This window comes from Primorskyibacter flagellatus (assembly GCF_048268605.1).
Classification (GTDB): Bacteria; Pseudomonadota; Alphaproteobacteria; order Rhodobacterales; family Rhodobacteraceae; genus Primorskyibacter; species Primorskyibacter flagellatus.
Map to the genome: position 1 here is coordinate 363,430 of NZ_JBLWVF010000001.1, position 13,396 is coordinate 376,825.

Sequence of the window (13,396 nt, forward strand, 5' to 3'; positions counted from 1 at the left end):
GTGCGCTATACGATAAAACGGTCGAGCAGTAGCGTCAGAATCAAGCCGACAAGCGAAAAAGCGATGAAGTAGACGGCGGCATATAGCGCAATATCCGCAGCCGCGCCCTTGCGCCGTTTTGCAATCAGCCCGCCAATGACCGCGCCGATGATGCCAAAGATGATGTAGATCATGATCCGCCCGTGTTATTCTTCAGCGGGTTGAGCGCGCTGATCTCGTACATCTTCGCGCGCACTGCCCAATCTTCCCCGAACCCGTATCGCGCCCAGCCCAGACTGTCCAGCCGCTCCGCCTGTGCCTCGGCGGTGCGGCCCTGAAGGTCCAGCGCTTCGACACGCAGCAAGATCAGGGTGGCCAAAAGCGCCGCATTCTCGTGGCGGGCAGCCGTGTCGAAATGCGGCGAGAGCAGCGCCAGAGCACGCTTTCCATCGGCTTGGCTGATTGCGCGGGCCGCAAGCTGTGCGGCGACATAAGCGCGGTGCAGTGCGGTTTGCGGGGTTCGGGCGTAGTAGCGATCCGCGAGTTTGAAATGCTCCAGAGCGTCATCCGTATCAATATCCAGCAACAGGCGCCCCATTGCGAAATGCGAAAAGGCGCGGCGGTGGTCGGTCCAGTGCAGGTCGCTGGCGATCGTAACGGCCTCTGCGCCCGCGTCCCGACGTTCGTTCGGGGAGGCGCCGGGACCAAGGGCGGTCTCGATAGCCGAGATCCAGTTGCGCGGAGTGGCTGGCAGGTGCCGGGGCGCGCGGGTTTCCCCTTGGGGATTGAGCTGGGCAAGAATGCCCGGCAGCTTCGCCGCGACCTCTTCACGGGTCATGCCGCTGTGAAGGGAGGTGTGGTAATAGGTCCGCAGGATCAGCATGTCATGCGCTGTCAGGACGGTGTGGACATTGTCATCGTTGAACACCGAATCCGGCAGGCGATAAAGGTCATTCAACGGCCCGATCGCCTGCGCCAGCTCTTCATGCAGGCAGTCGCGGATTTCTTGCGGGCTGACATCGTTGGGCACGAAAATCGCAAGGCGATCACGGCGTTTCATTCGGCTCCAGTTGATCCTGGTGCTGTGCTTCATGCGGCGGTACTGGGCCAATGACGTCACGTTCGGCGCAACGAAACACGCCGCTGTCGGCAAGACACGTTGGATGTCGTTCCGCGGCACGGCATGAATGGTGATTTCTGCCGACGACCGGTTGGTGGTTGAAATATCCAGCCCGGCCTCGCTGCGCAACCGGTACAGGAGACGACCCAGATCGCCGCCCAGAGAGGCCGACGGTGCGCCGGTGATACGAACACGGATCGGGCCTTCGAACCGGGTCAGCACCGGCAACGCGCGGCCCGATTCAAGCTGAAAGCTCAGATCCAGGAAATCCCGCGCGACATCCGCATTGGACAGCGGGGGCAGCATCCGGGGCTTTGTGATGAAATGGGTCATTGACGGAAATGCAACACTTTGTACCGCCGCATTTGCAGGCATGTCGCCGGGCAAAGGGACGCAGCCTGACAGGACGATCAGCACCGGCAGGAGAGCACGGCGCATTACGGACGCTGATACTTGATGAAGGGAGTCTGCCGTCCGACCTTGTCGTATAGTTTTCGGGCCGTGTGGTTGAAATCCTGCGTCAGCCAATAGACAGAGGGCGCGCCCGCGGCGTCCGCTTTCGCATAGACGGCTTCAATCAATGCGCGGCCAATTCCAGTGCCCCGCACAGACGGATCTGTGTAAAGATCCTGCAGATAGCAGACATTTTCGACTTTCCAGCCGTGGCGATGAAATAGGTAGTGCATAAGCCCCACCGGCGTGCCGTCAACAACAGCAATCATCCCGCTGAAGTTTTGCGGATCATCGCCCAGAAGGCGGGCGAAACTGCTGGCATAGACTTCTTCGGGCACCTCTGCCTCGTAATATTCAAGATAGCCGGTCCAAAGGCGCCGCCATTCAGATTCGTCCGAGATGCGCAGTGCGCGCACCGATACCTGCTTGTGTTGGGTCATGTCTGCCTGCCTGCTCGTCCGGATGTATTGGATCATCCGTGGTTTTGTCTGCCCAATGTTGCAGGCAGTATAGAACGAGTTTTTCAAACTTGCATATGATGACGGAACGGGATGAGCGGAATTTTGTCGGCAAAGGTCGTTTTTGTGTCATCTGCCACAGACATGACGTTTTGCAATGGCTTTGATGGCGGTCGGCGAAGCGTCACGCGCCCCGGACCTGATCCGGGGCCTTATGCCAGCCAGAACCTCATGCAAGCCATGACAAGGAGATCAGTGACAGGATACTTGTCCAGATCACCACCGGCGCAATGATATCGGTGCGGATGCCGTGCAGCATGGCCAAGGAAAAGGCCATTGCCCCAGATGGACCAGCGGCCGTCAGTACAAGAAGTGGTTGCCACGCGGTGTCAGCCTGCCCGAGTGTTAGCGCCAGCCAGACCAGCAGCGGAAACCCCAGCAGCTTCAGCCCGCTTATGCCGAGGATCACCGGCGAAGGCATCAACGCGTGCCGGGACAGAATTACACCCAAAGCCAGCAAGGTGAGCGGTGCCGCGCCAGCACCTGCGAAGCGCGCGGCCGTCAAAAGGGGCTCTGGCAAGGACAGGGCAACCAGGTTGACGATGGCCCCGAGCAGAATGGCGATGAGGACCGGGTTGCCTGCGACGCGACGCAGTGCGCCTTCGGACCGACCGGCCATGACGTCCGTGGTGATGATGAAGAACGCAAAGGAAAAAGCGGAATCCCAGGCGACGATGGCGGTGATCGGCAAAGCTGCGGCCTCGCCGTAGATCAGAAAAGAGATCGGCCAGATATAGAGCAACGTGTTCACGAAGACGACACACATCGCCAGCAGCCAGGATTCCAGATGCTCGCGGCCGAAGAGGCGTCGGGCGACCAGATAGGCCAGCGTGAACGCGATTGCCTGACACAATGCGTAGCCGGCTAGGGCAACGAAATCGAACTGGTGAAAATCCACGCTCGCGATCAACGGAAAGATCAGCGCGGGTTGCAGCACAAGAAAGGCGACCCGGTTGAGGGTGCGGGCCTCTTCAAAACTGATCCGGCCCGTGCGTCCGAGAAGGAAACCCAATGCCAGCATCGAGAAGACCGGCAGGATGTTGTGGGTGAGGACGTGGAGCACCTATGCCTCGGCGGGCAACCGGACGCCCCGGCTGCCTGCGGCAGCGGCCCGCCCTCCAGCCACGCCGAGTATTCTTCGCGGCGCGCTGAAGGAAAACGAAGTGGCCGGGATTAACAGGTTCATCTTTGACCGCGCGCCATGAAGGCAAGACGTTCGAACAGATGCACATCCTGTTCGTTCTTCAAGAGTGCTCCGTGCAATCTGGGAAGGGCGTTGGTGCCGTCACGCTTGAGGTCTTCGGGCCCAAGATCTTCGGCCAGCAGCAGTTTGAGCCAGTCAAGCACCTCGGATGTTGACGGCTTCTTCTTCAGCCCCGGTTGATCGCGCAGCTCGTAGAATTGCGTCAATGCCGTGGTCAGAAGCGCGTCCTTGATCGCGGGATGGTGAACCTCGACGATCTTGCGCAGCGTTTCGGGGTCGGGAAAGCGGATATAGTGAAAAAAGCAGCGCCGCAGGAAGGCGTCGGGAAGCTCTTTCTCGTTGTTCGAAGTGATGATCACGATCGGGCGGTGGCGCGCGCGAATGGTCTCTCCGGTCTCGTAGACGTGGAATTCCATCCGGTCGAGCTCTTGCAGAAGGTCGTTGGGAAACTCGATATCGGCCTTGTCGACCTCGTCGATCAGCAGCACGACTTTTCTGTCGGTCTCGAACGCCTGCCACAGCTTGCCCTTGCGGATGTAGTTGGCCACGTCATGCACGCGCTCTTCGCCCAGCTGGCTGTCGCGCAACCGGCTGACGGCATCATATTCGTACAGCCCCTGCTGTGCCTTGGTGGTCGATTTTATGTTCCATTCGATGATTTCCAAACCAAGCGCATCCGCCACTTGCCGGGCCAGTTCCGTCTTGCCGGTTCCGGGTTCTCCTTTGACCAGAAGGGGACGCTCAAGGGTAACCGCGGCGTTCACCGCCATGGTCAGATCATCGGTTGCGACATAGTCGCGTGTGCCTTCGAATTTCATGTGTTCCCGCCTGTTGGACCTGCGTTTGGTCGGCACCCTATCGCGGTCATAATTTCACCGCAACGCGATGCTATTGTGTAGTGACAAGCATTGGGGGTTGCGGTAAGTGCTGCGCGCAGAGGGGTGCCAGATGTCTGAAAATGTTAACTACTCAGATAATGGCCTGCATGAGGGAGCGAAGATGAAAGTGGAATCCTTTCTTCCCGACAATTATCAGCCGGCCGAAGATGAACCATTCATGAACGAACGCCAGCTTGAGTATTTTCGTGTGAAATTACTTGGCTGGAAAAATGATCTTCTCGCTGATACCCGGGACACGATCGAAGGTTTGCAGGACGGTACGCGAAACATTCCCGATGTGGCCGATCGCGCCAGTGAAGAAACCGACCGCGCGTTGGAGCTTCGCACGCGGGATCGTCAGCGCAAGCTGGTTGCCAAGATTGACTCGGCGTTGCGCCGCATCGACGAGGGCGAGTTCGGGTATTGTGAAGTGACCGGCGAGCCGATCAGCCTGAAACGGCTGGACGCACGTCCGATTGCGACGATGAGTCTGGAAGCACAAGAGCGTCACGAACGGCGTGAGAAAGTTCACCGCGACGACTGAGGCCGGGGTGTGATTTTGTAGTTTGGAAAGCGCCGGGGCTGTTGCTCCGGCGTTTTTTCATTGAAAGCTGGGCGCATGACGATTCAGGGCAGCAAAATCGCAATTGTTGGGGGTGGCATCGGCGGGCTTGCTGCGGCCCTCGCCTTGCGTGCGAAAGGAGCCGAGGTTTGCGTGTTTGAGCAAGCCGAGACGCTAAGTGAGGTCGGTGCTGGGTTGCAGGTCTCTCCCAATGGGATGCGCGTTTTGGAAGCGCTTGGTGTGGCGCATGCGCTGACAGACAGATCCATGCAAGCGCGTGCCATATCATTGCGTGATTTTCGTAGAAGTAACGAAGTGCTCCGGATCGATCTTAAGGCTTTGCCTGAAGATGAAAGCTATTGGTTCGTGCATCGGGCCGATCTGATCTCGGTGCTGGCCGAGGCGGCAGAAAATGCTGGGGTCATATTGCGCACAAGCCAACGTGTGACTGGTGTGATTGGGGCGGCTGGAACGGGTCTGGCCTTCGCCGACGGCAGCGATTTCGTATGTGATCTCGCCGTTGGTGCGGATGGAATCAATTCCGTTTTACGTCCAGTGCTGAATGGAGTTTCGGCACCATTCTTCACCGGACAGGTAGCGTGGCGCGCTGTGATCGACAATACGATCTGCCATCCGCCACATGCGCGTGTCCACATGGGGCCGGGACGCCATGTCGTCACCTATCCGCTGCGGGATGGGCGGGCGCTGAACGTCGTGGCCGTTCAGGAACGGCGCGAATGGGCTGCGGAAGGCTGGAATCATCCGGACGATCCGATCAATCTGAAACGTGCTTTTGCCGGGTTCGACGGGGAGGTTCATCAGATATTGGCGCAGGTCCAGAAGCCGATCCTGTGGGGCCTGTTCCGCCACCCGGTGGCCGCGGTGTGGGCACAAGAGGGTGTCGTACTATTGGGGGACGCAGCGCATCCGACGCTACCTTTCCTGGCACAGGGGGCCAATATGGCGCTGGAAGATGCGTGGGTTCTGGCAGATGCGCTGGACGCACCGGGCACGCTGGCAGATCGTCTTGCCAGTTACCAGGCGCGCCGATTGCCGAGGGTCAAACGGGTTGTCGGCGCAGCCAGTGCCAATGCGCGGAATTACCATCTGAAACCCGGACCTGTGCGCATTGCTGCGCATATCGGATTGCGCGCCGTAGGACGGCTGAAGCCTGATTTCATGTTGCGCCGTTTTGACTGGATCTATCGTCACGATGTCACAAAAGATGGTCGGGTCTGATCCAGCGGAGTGCGCGTTCCGCGCGCACTGAATGCGTGATTGGCACCCGGACGTGCCGGTTTGCCCCGACTTAATTGTCGAGTTCAATCCAGACGGGGACGTGATCTGATGGTTTTTCGCGGCCGCGCAGGTCTTTCTCGATCCAGCAGCCCGTCATCAGGTCGGCGCAGCCAGGTGTCAGCAGGAAATGGTCGATGCGGATGCCGTTATTTTTGTTCCATGCGCCGGCCTGATAATCCCAGAAACTGTAATGGCCCGGTCCCTGTGTCGTGGCGCGGAATGCCTCGGTGAAGCCGAGGTTCAGGATGCGGCGAAAGGCGTCTTGGGTCTGTGGCAAGAAGAGGGCGTCTTCTTCCCAGGCTGCGGGGCGGGCCGCGTCCTCGGCTTGTGGGATGACGTTGTAATCCCCAGCCATGAGGGCCGGCATCTCTGCATCCAGAAGCGCCTGTGCGCGGGTTTGCAGGCGCTTCATCCAATTGAGTTTATAGTCATATTTGGGGCCGGGCGCGGGGTTTCCGTTGGGCAGGTAAAGCCCGCAAAGCCTGACCGCAGTCTTGCCGATCACCGTCGCTTCGATCCAGCGGGCCTGTTCGTCATCGTCATCGCCGGGCAGCCCGCGGCTGATATCTTCGAGCGGGAGTTTCGACAGAATGGCGACGCCGTTGAAGCCTTTTTGCCCATGCGTTTCCACCTGATAACCGAGATCTTCCAGAGGTTCGCGGGGAAAGCCCTCGTCCACGGATTTGATCTCTTGCAGCAGCGCGACGTCAGGCCGGGCGTCACTTAACCAATCGGTCAAGGCCGTCATGCGCGCCTTGACGCCGTTGATGTTGAATGTGGCAATTTTCATGGCGTGACCTTCCGCGAATTACCCCTCTATCCCGCACCTGCGCATGGCACGCAAGGCGTGTTGCGATCTGGCGTCAGGACTGACGCCAGTTGGAGTCGGCCTGCGACGCAAATGGGTCAGGTGCCGAGAATCCGTTCCTGATGCTGACCGATTCGCGATACGATTCGGCCAAATGAAGGCTCAAAATCACGAATTTCTCAGTCAGACAGAAAAAAATTTGGGACAGTCAGGACCACAGTTTTCCGGATTTGTATCAGATTTCTACCTATCAGAGTTAATGTGGATAAGTCTGTGGATATGCAAGCATAGAAAGAAAAGGGGCTATGAAGTTCAATTTTTCCGTGCAAGCGTTAAGGGGCAAATTCTGCTCAAACGGAGAGACCAAAATGACTGCCTCAACAAACTTCAAAATCGCTGAAGCCTTTGAAACAAAAGATACATTCGAAGCAAGCATCCACGATGGAGATGCCACTGCGCTGTTCACTTCCGGCTCTGCCCCAGCGGGTGCCGATGCGTTTTTGGGTGATGCCGCTGACTTGTTCACCTCGGGCTCCGCACCCGTCACATCCGAAGCATTCGCCGGTGAAGCGACTGGTCTTTTCACATCCGGTTCTGCACCCGCAACGTCCTCGGCAGCCCTGATCGGCGACGCGGTCGAGATGTTCACTTCGGGTTCCGCCCCTGTGACCAGCGACGCGACAACCGGCGACGCGGTCGAGATGTTCACTTCGGGTTCCGCCCCGGTGACCAGCGACGCGACAACCGGCGACGCGGTCGAGATGTTCACCTCGGGTTCCGCGCCGGTGACCAGCGATGCGACAACCGGCGACGCGGTCGAGATGTTCACCTCGGGCTCCGCTCCGGTGACCAGCGACGCGACAACCGGCGACGCGGTCGAGATGTTCACTTCGGGTTCCGCTCCGGTGACCAGCGACGCGACAACCGGCGACGCGGTCGAGATGTTCACCTCGGGTTCCGCCCCTGTGGCCGACGCCCGCATCACGGACGGCGAAGCCACCGCGCTCTTCACCTCGGGTTCGTAAGCCAAGCCCAAACCGGGACGAAGCGCCAGTGGGCGCATAGACAAAGGAAATAAACCATGTCCAATGTTGTTCATCTGCGCGCTTCGTCCCAGTTTCAGCCTCAGGAGGCGCGGAATGCCGCGCTCCTGGCCTGCTTCGCCGAGCACCGTCGTTTTGGCGATGACGTGTTCTGGCTGAAGGAGAACGCGGAAATTCTTAACATTTTGGAAACTTCTGGTGCGGAAGTCGGAAATGGCGCGTTCGAGGCGCATGAAAATTTCTACGGAACTGTTGAAAAACGCCTTGGGTTCTTTCCGCAGTATTATCGCTTTCTTCTGTCAATCACGCTCGACCTGGAAGCGTTGGGAATGAAGGGCGACAAGGCCGCACAACTGGTGAAATGGGCCGATGATCAAGGGCTGGCGCAGGCTGAACTGTCAGATCTGCAACGTCTGGAGGCCCGCCGGTTGATGATGCGCCGCGGCGTCGATCCGCTGCCGCAAGATACCACGCTGGAGGATCGGACACGCGCCTTCACGGAACGTGCCGCGACCTTCGCGTTGCCAAACAAGAAAGCCGCGTACGAGCTGACACATATCATCTTCTACCTCAGCGAATATGGCCGCCGCGATCCTGAACTGGCACCCGAAACGCTGACCAGCCTGCACTATGCCGGGCTGCTGGCCTTCATCGACCAGAATGCCGACCTTTTGGCAGAGGTCTGCGTGGCGATGCGCTTTGCCGGTCAGACGCCACCCAGCGTTTGGGAAGCCTGGCTCGACCGCGAGACCAATCTTTATGGGGTGACCGCTGCCGAGGATGTGTCCATCGCGGACGATTACCACGAATTCCTTGTCTGTAACTGGCATCAGGCCATCGTGGGGGGACGCGCCTTCAACAAACCCCTAGAGCATGGGCGTATGCGATTTGACCGTGGCACGCACCGCGCCGGACCCTTGCGCGAGCTTTCGGAATGCATGTACCAACTGGACGATCAACGCTCGGGCGATTGGCATGTGATGCGCGATCTCGTCAATGACACACTGTCCGAGGATGCGCGTTTCGTGTTGGAGGCAGCCGAAACGTCGTCGGATCAATTTGCGGGATTCTTCGAGGGCTTTGCCCGCGCAGGAACCGCGAGCGCCGGACCTGCGCTATGAAAGGCGGGGTCGCAGTTGGGGCCGGGCTTGTTGCACTCTATACGCTGATGATCTCATCGGCGGACGGGATCACCAAGCTGATCGCGGGCAGCTATGCCGCGCCGCAACTGTTTGTCCTGTCCTCGGCGATCGTGATGGCGCTGTCCATCGGCTTCACCCGGCTGACCTCCGGGCGGGGCCGTTTGCGCGAAGGGCTGCGGACATCCGCGCCGCGCGCCATGGCGATCCGCTCTGGCTTGACCGTGCTTGCTTGTATCGCGTTTTTCAACGCGTTCCGGGATCTGCCATTCGCGGATGTATTCCTGTTTATCGGCCTGATGCCGATCATTGCCGGGCTGCTGAGCGGCCCGGTTCTGGGCGAACCGGTGCGACCGCAGGTCTGGGCAGCGCTCGTCGCAGGCGTCATCGGCATGCTATGCCTGATGCCGGGTGGCATTCACGGCGTAAGCACCGGCCACATTTGGGCGCTGACTGCGGCCGTGTCGGGAACCGGATCAATGGTGGCCGCGCGCTATATCGGGCGGTTTGAAACCAACGCGCTGGCGCAGGTTTTCTACCCAAATCTGGCGATCTTTGCGGCCATGTCTCTGGCGCTGCCATTTGTCATCGCACCGATGGGACTGGCGGATCTGGGTTGGGCGGTAGCCTATGCGGTGTTCCTGTTCGCCGCGCGCTGGGTCGTGGTGGTCGCACTTCGCCTGCTGCCGGCTTATGTGGCAACCCCGCTGATGAATCTGCAATTTGTCTGGATGGTCGCCATCGGTGCGCTGTTTTTCGGCGAGGTGCCAAGCGTCGGCACGTTGCTCGGGGTCGGAATCGTCATCGCGTCGGGCGTCTGGCTGCTTTACGACCAGATCGGGACGGCAGCGAAGACACCTGCAACCTCACATGGAAAAGCTCGTCCCGCATCCGCATGAACTGCTGGCGTTCGGATTTTCAATCACGAACCGGGCGCCGATCAGCTCTTCGGTGAAATCTATCACGGCGTTGGACAGGAACGGTAGCGACACTGAATCCACCACCACCCGTTCACCATTGCCTTCGAGCACCAGATCGTCGTCGGCGGGGGCGTCCAGCTTGATCTCATACTGAAAGCCCGAACAGCCGCCGCCTTCAACGGCAACGCGCAGGGCCTGACCCTGACCGGCGGCACCAATTTCCGACAGGCGCTCAAACGCGCGTTCCGTAACCTTTGGGGGCAGTTGCATCATATCCTCGGCGTTTCCATTTCCGCGTCTGTCAGTATATATGGGCGACAAGGACAGGCGACAAGGATTACAGGCAAATGCGTGCCCCATATGCCTCCGATCCGGAAAACAGCAAGGGACGGCTGTATCCGGAGGAGGAAAGTACTTTCCGGTCATGCTTTCAGCGTGATCGCGACAGGATCATTCATTCCAGCGCCTTTCGGCGTCTGAAACACAAGACACAGGTCTTTGTGGAGCATGAGGGTGATTTCTATCGCACCCGACTGACTCATTCCATCGAAGTGGCACAGGTCGCACGAACCATTGCCGGTGTGCTGGGCCTGAACAGCGAGCTGACAGAGGCCGTGGCGCTGGCGCATGACCTTGGTCACACGCCGTTCGGCCATACCGGGGAAGAGGCGCTTGCCGATCTGATGCAGGAGTACGGCGGGTTCGATCATAACGCTCAGGCCATCCGCATCGTGACCGCGCTGGAACGGCATTATGCCGAATTCGACGGGTTGAACCTTAGCTGGGAAGCCCTTGAAGGGATTGCAAAACATAACGGCCCGGTTGCGTCGCTTGGCGCGGATGGAAAGCTGGTAGGAGAGATCCCATATGCGCTGGCAGCCTATAACCAGCGGCACGATCTGGAACTGCACACCCATGCCGGCGCCGAGGCACAGGTCGCCGCGTTGGCTGACGATATTGCCTATAATAACCATGACTTGCACGACGGTCTTCGCGCAGAGCTTTTCTCGACCGATGAACTTGCCGACCTGCCGATCCTGCACGATTGTTTCGCGGCAGTGGACAAGAAATATCCCGGTCTCAATTACTACCGCCGTCGGCATGAGGCGCTGCGACGGTTCTTCGGCGTGCTGGTCGAGGATGTGATCGGCGTCGCCAATGCCAATCTGGCCCAGTTGCAGCCGCAATCGGTGGATGACATTCGCGCGGCAGGACGGATGATGATCCGCTTCACCCCGGCAGTTTGGGCGGACCTCAAGGTCACACGCGAATTTCTGTTTCATCGCATGTACCGCGCGCCGGAAGTCGTGGAAATGCGCAAGCAGGTCACGCAAGTTGTGCGCGACCTTTTCCCGCTGTTCATCTCGCGTCCGGATCTGTTGCCGAAACAATGGCGCAAGGACGTGGCCGAGGCGCAGGACGAAACCACCTTGGCGCGGCTGGTATCGGACTATATTGCTGGAATGACCGACCGATTTGCCCTTCAGGAGCATGAGCGATTGTTCTCCTGAAAGTCTTTTGCTGCGTTTCAGTGGGCTTCTCGGCGGTGATAGGTAAATGCAAACAGCACCGTTTGCGGTCGATTTGATCGTTTTTCGGGTGAACGAAGGGACGAATGATGGCGACACCCGCAGATGGCGCTTTGACGCCGGTGACGGCTTTTGCACTGGTCGGCGCGCTTGGTGTGGGCTCGCAATGGTTGGCCTGGAAGCTGCGGCTGCCTGCCATCGTGCTTATGCTGGCGGCGGGACTGTTGATCGGGCCGGTGCTGGGTGTTTTCGATCCGGTGCGCGATATTGGCCCGCTGATGACACCGATGATTTCCATTGCTGTGGCCATCATCCTGTTCGAAGGCGGCTTGACGCTGAATATCCATTCGCTGGTCGGTGCCGCCGAAGGGGTGCGACGACTCGTGGTGCTGGGCGCTCCATTGGGTTGGCTGACCTCCACACTGGCGCTGCATTACGTAGCGGGGCTGGATTGGGGCAGTGCGGCGGTGTTCGGTGGTATCCTGATTGTCACCGGACCTACCGTCATCGCACCGCTTTTGCGCACGGCACGGCTACAACGTCGCCCCTCGGCGCTGCTGCAATGGGAGGCGATCGTCAACGACCCCGTCGGGGCCTTGGCCGCCGTGCTGGCCTTCGAGGTGCTTGTCGTCACGCAAAGCGATCTGGAGGCGGGTCATGCAATCTGGGAGCTGGTGCGCGGCATCGGGTTTGCAACGTTAATCGGTGTTGCCGCCGGTTGGGGCATTTCGCAAAGTTTCAAACGTGGAAAAGTGCCGGAATACATGAAGGTGCCGGTGCTTTTTGCACTGCTTCTGGGCACATTCGCGCTGGCCGACACCATGTTGCACGAATCCGGGCTGCTGGCGGTGACGATCATGGGCATCTGGATCGCCAATGCCGATTTGCCATCCTATGCAGAGATGCGGCGGTTCAAGGAGCATGCCACCATTCTGCTCGTGTCGGGTGTGTTCATCCTTCTGGCCGCGAGCATGAACCTGGACACGCTTTCGGTGCTGACCTGGCGCGCGGGGCTTTTCGTTGTGGTCATCATCGTCTTGGCGCGGCCTGTTTCGGTCCTGTTGGCGCTGTCCTTCACCAAGGTGCCGTGGAAGGAACGTCTGCTGGTGGCCTTCACCGGGCCGCGCGGTGTCGTGCTGGTGGCCGTGGCGGGGCTGTTCGGCGAACGCATCACGGCGCTGGGGATGGAGGACGGGGCCATCATTGCGCCGCTTGCCTTTGTCATCGTGACGGCAACCGTGGTGCTGCACGGGTTCACGCTGGCACCGCTTGCACGGCTTCTGGGGCTGACGGCGGCAGGCCAGCCGGGCGTGGTGATCGTCGGCGGATCGCCCTTTGCGAAGGCCATGGCAGAGGTGCTGGACAAGCTCGATGTGCCGGTGCTGATTTCGGATTACAATCTCGCACGACTGCGCGCCGCGCGAAACGCCGGCGTCAAGACGTTCTACGGCGACATTCTGTCGGAAACGGCGGAATTCGGTCTGGACCTGATCGGCTATGAAAAGGTTATCGCCGCGACCGATAATGATGCCTACAACACTTTGGTGGCCACCGACCTTGCGCCGGAATACGGTCGGGAGAACGTGTTCCAGCTGCGACGCGACAATCCTGAAACCGGCCGTCACAGCCTACCCTCGACGCTGGGGGGCAAACGCTTTGTCGGCGGGCTGACCTATGGGGAACTGCAACAGAAAATCCGCGAAGGTTGGCAACTGCGCAGCACGCGGCTGAGCGACGAATTCACCATCGAAAACTTCCGCGACCGCAACCCCGACGGCATCCTTGTCGGCGAATTGCAGGACCGCAATGGCTTGCGGATTTTCGAGTTTAATCCCGATGAGGCACCCGAACCCAGCAAGGAAGCGCGGCTGATCCATCTTTCCCCGAAATCAGAGACGGCCTCGCGCCCCGCCGAGGATGAAGCCGCTGCGCAGGATTGACCTC

14 protein-coding genes are annotated in these 13,396 nt (G+C 59.5%); 7 read left to right on the plus strand and 7 right to left on the minus strand.

The window, feature by feature from the left end; all coding sequences use genetic code 11:
* Positions 1-5: 5 nt before the first annotated feature.
* The 5 genes from ACN0WV_RS01745 to ACN0WV_RS01765 form a co-directional block, all read right to left on the minus strand.
* Complete coding sequence (locus ACN0WV_RS01745; protein WP_417603324.1) at positions 6-173, minus strand: apolipoprotein acyltransferase; 168 nt, start codon at positions 171-173, stop codon at positions 6-8.
* The gene (locus ACN0WV_RS01750) at positions 170-1,537 is read right to left on the minus strand and encodes a DUF2927 domain-containing protein (RefSeq protein ID WP_417603326.1); all 1,368 of its coding nucleotides are present in this window, start codon (positions 1,535-1,537) and stop codon (positions 170-172) included. The genes ACN0WV_RS01745 and ACN0WV_RS01750 overlap by 4 nt, the downstream gene beginning before the upstream one ends.
* Complete coding sequence (locus ACN0WV_RS01755) at positions 1,537-1,992, minus strand: GNAT family N-acetyltransferase (protein WP_417603328.1); 456 nt, start codon at positions 1,990-1,992, stop codon at positions 1,537-1,539. The genes ACN0WV_RS01750 and ACN0WV_RS01755 overlap by 1 nt, the downstream gene beginning before the upstream one ends.
* A 247-nt stretch (positions 1,993-2,239) precedes the next feature.
* Positions 2,240-3,133: an AEC family transporter gene (locus tag ACN0WV_RS01760; protein ID WP_417603330.1), complete on the minus strand. Its 894-nt coding sequence runs from the start codon at positions 3,131-3,133 to the stop codon at positions 2,240-2,242.
* A gap of 119 nt (positions 3,134-3,252) precedes the next feature.
* Positions 3,253-4,092, minus strand: a complete 840-nt coding sequence (locus tag ACN0WV_RS01765) for an AAA family ATPase (RefSeq protein ID WP_084349834.1) — start codon at positions 4,090-4,092, stop codon at positions 3,253-3,255.
* A 181-nt stretch (positions 4,093-4,273) separates the two neighbouring features.
* On the opposite strand from ACN0WV_RS01765, the gene dksA reads away from it, so the two are divergent.
* Together dksA and ACN0WV_RS01775 are read left to right on the plus strand one after the other, a co-directional pair.
* Positions 4,274-4,696: an RNA polymerase-binding protein DksA gene (dksA, locus tag ACN0WV_RS01770; RefSeq protein WP_084349835.1), complete on the plus strand. Its 423-nt coding sequence runs from the start codon at positions 4,274-4,276 to the stop codon at positions 4,694-4,696.
* A 75-nt stretch (positions 4,697-4,771) separates the two neighbouring features.
* Positions 4,772-5,953 carry an FAD-dependent monooxygenase gene (locus ACN0WV_RS01775; protein WP_417603332.1) on the plus strand — a complete coding sequence of 394 codons (1,182 nt, stop codon included), beginning with the start codon at positions 4,772-4,774 and terminating at the stop codon, positions 5,951-5,953.
* Between the two features lie 70 nt (positions 5,954-6,023).
* Here the strand turns inward: ACN0WV_RS01775 and xth are convergent, their stop codons facing one another.
* On the minus strand, positions 6,024-6,803 hold the full coding sequence (xth, locus tag ACN0WV_RS01780) for an exodeoxyribonuclease III (RefSeq protein WP_417603334.1): 780 nt from the start codon (positions 6,801-6,803) through the stop codon (positions 6,024-6,026).
* Positions 6,804-7,189: 386 nt separating this feature from the next.
* On the opposite strand from xth, the gene ACN0WV_RS01785 reads away from it, so the two are divergent.
* The 3 genes from ACN0WV_RS01785 to ACN0WV_RS01795 are packed head-to-tail and all read left to right on the plus strand — an operon-like array spanning position 7,190 to position 9,902.
* Positions 7,190-7,846, plus strand: a complete 657-nt coding sequence (locus ACN0WV_RS01785) for a hypothetical protein (protein ID WP_417603336.1) — start codon at positions 7,190-7,192, stop codon at positions 7,844-7,846.
* Positions 7,847-7,902: 56 nt separating this feature from the next.
* On the plus strand, positions 7,903-8,985 hold the full coding sequence (locus ACN0WV_RS01790) for a DUF6902 family protein (protein ID WP_084349838.1): 1,083 nt from the start codon (positions 7,903-7,905) through the stop codon (positions 8,983-8,985).
* Positions 8,982-9,902 carry a DMT family transporter gene (locus ACN0WV_RS01795; protein WP_417603338.1) on the plus strand — a complete coding sequence of 307 codons (921 nt, stop codon included), beginning with the start codon at positions 8,982-8,984 and terminating at the stop codon, positions 9,900-9,902. Before ACN0WV_RS01790 ends, ACN0WV_RS01795 begins: the two co-directional genes overlap by 4 nt.
* Here the strand turns inward: ACN0WV_RS01795 and ACN0WV_RS01800 are convergent.
* On the minus strand, positions 9,870-10,193 hold the full coding sequence (locus ACN0WV_RS01800) for a HesB/IscA family protein (protein ID WP_084350279.1): 324 nt from the start codon (positions 10,191-10,193) through the stop codon (positions 9,870-9,872). The genes ACN0WV_RS01795 and ACN0WV_RS01800 overlap by 33 nt on opposite strands.
* A gap of 77 nt (positions 10,194-10,270) precedes the next feature.
* Between ACN0WV_RS01800 and ACN0WV_RS01805 the strand changes: the two genes are divergently transcribed.
* Entirely contained in the window at positions 10,271-11,434 is a 1,164-nt protein-coding gene (locus tag ACN0WV_RS01805; RefSeq protein WP_417603340.1) for a deoxyguanosinetriphosphate triphosphohydrolase, read from the plus strand.
* Positions 11,435-11,541: 107 nt separating this feature from the next.
* The gene (locus tag ACN0WV_RS01810) at positions 11,542-13,392 is read left to right on the plus strand and encodes a cation:proton antiporter (RefSeq protein ID WP_417603342.1); all 1,851 of its coding nucleotides are present in this window, start codon (positions 11,542-11,544) and stop codon (positions 13,390-13,392) included.
* Positions 13,393-13,396 lie beyond the last annotated feature (4 nt).

Excerpts from the sequence above, each read along its gene's own strand:
- ACN0WV_RS01810 (WP_417603342.1), top strand. The coding sequence starts at position 11,542 with ATGGCGACACCCGCAGATGGCGCTTTGACGCCGGTGACGGCTTTTGCA.
- ACN0WV_RS01750 (WP_417603326.1), bottom strand. The coding sequence starts at position 1,537 with ATGCGCCGTGCTCTCCTGCCGGTGCTGATCGTCCTGTCAGGCTGCGTC.
- ACN0WV_RS01800 (WP_084350279.1), bottom strand. The coding sequence starts at position 10,193 with ATGCAACTGCCCCCAAAGGTTACGGAACGCGCGTTTGAGCGCCTGTCG.
- ACN0WV_RS01795 (WP_417603338.1), top strand. The coding sequence starts at position 8,982 with ATGAAAGGCGGGGTCGCAGTTGGGGCCGGGCTTGTTGCACTCTATACG.
- ACN0WV_RS01745 (WP_417603324.1), bottom strand. The coding sequence starts at position 173 with ATGATCTACATCATCTTTGGCATCATCGGCGCGGTCATTGGCGGGCTG.
- dksA (WP_084349835.1), top strand. The coding sequence starts at position 4,274 with ATGAAAGTGGAATCCTTTCTTCCCGACAATTATCAGCCGGCCGAAGAT.
- ACN0WV_RS01785 (WP_417603336.1), top strand. The coding sequence starts at position 7,190 with ATGACTGCCTCAACAAACTTCAAAATCGCTGAAGCCTTTGAAACAAAA.
- ACN0WV_RS01775 (WP_417603332.1), top strand. The coding sequence starts at position 4,772 with ATGACGATTCAGGGCAGCAAAATCGCAATTGTTGGGGGTGGCATCGGC.
- ACN0WV_RS01755 (WP_417603328.1), bottom strand. The coding sequence starts at position 1,992 with ATGACCCAACACAAGCAGGTATCGGTGCGCGCACTGCGCATCTCGGAC.
- ACN0WV_RS01765 (WP_084349834.1), bottom strand. The coding sequence starts at position 4,092 with ATGAAATTCGAAGGCACACGCGACTATGTCGCAACCGATGATCTGACC.
- ACN0WV_RS01805 (WP_417603340.1), top strand. The coding sequence starts at position 10,271 with ATGCGTGCCCCATATGCCTCCGATCCGGAAAACAGCAAGGGACGGCTG.
- ACN0WV_RS01790 (WP_084349838.1), top strand. The coding sequence starts at position 7,903 with ATGTCCAATGTTGTTCATCTGCGCGCTTCGTCCCAGTTTCAGCCTCAG.
- xth (WP_417603334.1), bottom strand. The coding sequence starts at position 6,803 with ATGAAAATTGCCACATTCAACATCAACGGCGTCAAGGCGCGCATGACG.